The organism is Mesobacillus sp. (assembly GCF_049588175.1).
Classification (GTDB): domain Bacteria; phylum Bacillota; class Bacilli; order Bacillales; family Cytobacillaceae; genus Mesobacillus.
Window position 1 is genome coordinate 1 of sequence record NZ_JBAVFI010000564.1, and the last position, 3,056, is coordinate 3,056.

Consider the following 3,056-nt stretch of genomic DNA (forward strand, 5'->3'; position numbering starts at 1 on the left):
TGCTAAGTGCTTACTCTGCAGTGAATCAGGGACATCGCCATCCAAAAATCATCCAGGCTCTTAAAGATCAGGCTGATCGTGTGACGCTAACGTCAATAGCTTTCCATAATGACCAGCTTGGCCCTTGGTATGAGAAAATCTGCAAATTGACGAATAAACAAATGGCCCTGCCTATGAACACAGGAGCAGAGGCGGTTGAAACAGCAATCAAAGCGGCGCGCCGCTGGGCATACGATGTTAAAGGTGTAGCTGACAATCAGGCTGAAATCATCGCTTGTATCGGTAATTTCCACGGCCGGACAATGACAGCGGTTTCGTTGTCTTCTGAGGCTGAATATAAGCGGGGCTTTGGGCCGATGCTTCCAGGAATAAAATTGATTCCTTATGGAGATTTGGAAGCTTTGAAGCAGGCAATCACTCCAAACACTGCTGCGTTCTTAATCGAACCAATTCAGGGAGAGGCTGGGATTGTCATCCCGCCAGAAGGCTTCATGAGTGCCGCATTTGATTTGTGTAAGCAAAACAATGTGCTGTTTATTGCTGATGAAATCCAGGCAGGACTTGCAAGATCCGGAAAAATGTTTGCATGTGAGTGGGAAGGCATCGAGCCTGATATGTATATTTTGGGCAAGGCGCTAGGCGGCGGAGTATTCCCGATTTCCTGCGTAGTGGCTGACAGTGATGTACTAGGTGTTTTCAACCCAGGTTCCCATGGTTCAACTTTTGGCGGCAATCCAATGGCTTGTGCGGTGTCTAATGCATCTCTTGACGTATTGATCGACGAAAAGCTGGCTGAACGCTCTCTTGAACTTGGTGAATATTTCATCAGCAAGCTTCGTGAAATCGATAATCCTATGATAAAAGATATTCGCGGACGCGGACTTTTCATTGGTGTTGAATTGACCGAGCCTGCCCGTAAATATTGTGAGGATTTGAAAGAGGAAGGCTTGCTTTGCAAAGAAACACATGATACTGTCATTCGTTTTGCGCCTCCGCTCGTTATCAGCGAGGAAGATCTTGATTGGGCAATTGAGCGGATCAAGAAGGTATTATCGTAACATTCCGCATGTAAAAACCCGTCCAAAATCTGGACGGGTTATTTTCTTGAAATTATCTTGTGGCTCTGGGTTCTGCCGCTCTTTCTTCTTCTTCGCTAGGAGCGAAAAGAAGCCCCAGATTGATTAAACCTGCAAGTCCTACCAAGCCATAAACTATTCTGGCCAATGCTGAGTCCTGGCCTCCGAAAATTGCTGCAACAAGATCAAATTGGAAGAATCCGACTAAGCCCCAGTTAATAGCACCAATAATCGTAAGAACCAATGCAATACGTTGAATACCACTCATGGATGTTCCTCCTTAAAATATGGATTCGTATATAGGTTGATTCAGCAGCAAGATTATTATTCATCCCCGATGCACTTAACCATTACTCGTATTAAAAAAGCTGAAACATTTCACAGAACATTGGAGAACATTAAGAAGTGCAATATTTTTGCATTGCATATGAAAAAGGAACATAATTGGCGATAAGGAAGGTGATTTAAATGGATAATTTCACATTTTATAATCCAACTAAAATGATTTTTGGAAAAGACCAGCTGGCAGAATTGAAGAATGAAGTGCCTCAATATGGCAAAAAAGTTCTTCTTGTATATGGTGGTGGAAGTATAAAGAGAAATGGGCTTTATGATTCTGTCATCAACTATTTAAAAGAAATTGGCGCAGAAGTATTTGAGCTTTCCGGTGTTGAGCCTAATCCGCGTATATCAACTGTCCGAAAGGGCGTTCAAATCTGCAAGGAAGAAGGAATTGAATTTCTGCTTGCGGTAGGCGGCGGGAGTGTTATTGACTGCACGAAAGCGATCGCTGCTGGTGCTAAATATGATGGCGACGCATGGGACCTTGTGACAAAGAAGGCGTTCGCAGCCGAAGCACTTCCATTCGGAACTGTGTTGACTCTTGCTGCAACAGGGTCTGAAATGAATGCAGGTTCGGTTATCACGAATTGGGAAACAAATGAAAAATACGGCTGGGGCAGCCCGGTGACATTCCCAAGGTTCTCCATCCTGGACCCTGTAAATACATTTACTGTACCAAGAGACCAAACAATCTACGGAATCGTCGATATGATGTCTCACGTGTTCGAACACTATTTCCATTTGACTGAGAACACTGAGTTCCAGGATCGTATGTGTGAATCCCTGCTGCTGACAGTAATGGAAACAGCGCCAAAGCTTCTGGCAGATCTCGAAAACTATGAGCATCGTGCAACTATTTTATATGCAGGCACAATGGCACTAAACGGTATGCTATCAATGGGTTACCGCGGTGACTGGGCTACTCATAATATCGAACATGCCGTTTCAGCGGTTTATGACATTCCACATGGCGGAGGACTTGCCATCCTGTTCCCGAATTGGATGAAGCACAATCTTAAGGTGAAACCAGCACGCTTCAAGAAAATGGCTGTCAGGGTCTTCAACGTTGATCCTGAAGGCAAGACAGACGAAGAAGCTGGACTTGAAGGAATCGAAAAACTGCGTGAATTCTGGTCAAGCATCGGTGCTCCGTCCCGACTTGCAGATTATGATATTGATGACAGCAAGATTGAACTAATGGCAGATAAAGCAATGGTAAATGGGGAATTCGGCAATTTCGCAAAATTGACCCACGAAGATGTAGTAGAAATTTATCGCAAGTCGTTATAAAAGTTTCAAAGGACCCGTGCGAATCGGGTCCTTTCAGTTTATAGACAAAAAGGGGTTCGGAATGGTCTCATTCCGAACCCCTTTTGCAACCAGAGCAGAAAGTGCAAGTCTCAAACGGGCAGTTGAAAATTAAAATGATTCAATCTAAAGATTGTTTTTACCAAACAGGGTGTGCCCAGAAGACTCCATGGGTCACCAATAAGGGCTCTTGGTAATCAAGAAAAAGAAAAATTGGAAAACTCGGTCACCAATAAGGGCTCTTGGTTATCTGGAAATACAAAAACTGGAAAACAGGTCACCAATAAGGGCTCTTGGTTACCAAGAAAGACAAAAACTGGAAAACTAGGT

3 protein-coding genes are annotated in these 3,056 nt (G+C 43.9%); 2 read left to right on the forward strand and 1 reads right to left on the reverse strand.

The genetic code is table 11. The annotated features are described in order from the left end of the window. Positions 1-1,058 (forward strand): ornithine--oxo-acid transaminase (locus tag WB217_RS13805; RefSeq protein ID WP_423993794.1); only part of this gene is annotated, 1,058 nt, incomplete at its 5' end. A gap of 52 nt (positions 1,059-1,110) precedes the next feature. Here WB217_RS13805 and WB217_RS13810 read toward each other — a convergent pair. Continuing rightward, the gene (locus WB217_RS13810) at positions 1,111-1,344 is read right to left on the reverse strand and encodes a DUF378 domain-containing protein (RefSeq protein WP_335432092.1); all 234 of its coding nucleotides are present in this window, start codon (positions 1,342-1,344) and stop codon (positions 1,111-1,113) included. 200 nt (positions 1,345-1,544) lie between these two features. On the opposite strand from WB217_RS13810, the gene WB217_RS13815 reads away from it, so the two are divergent. Beyond that, complete coding sequence (locus WB217_RS13815) at positions 1,545-2,708, forward strand: iron-containing alcohol dehydrogenase (protein ID WP_423993796.1); 1,164 nt, start codon at positions 1,545-1,547, stop codon at positions 2,706-2,708. Positions 2,709-3,056 lie beyond the last annotated feature (348 nt).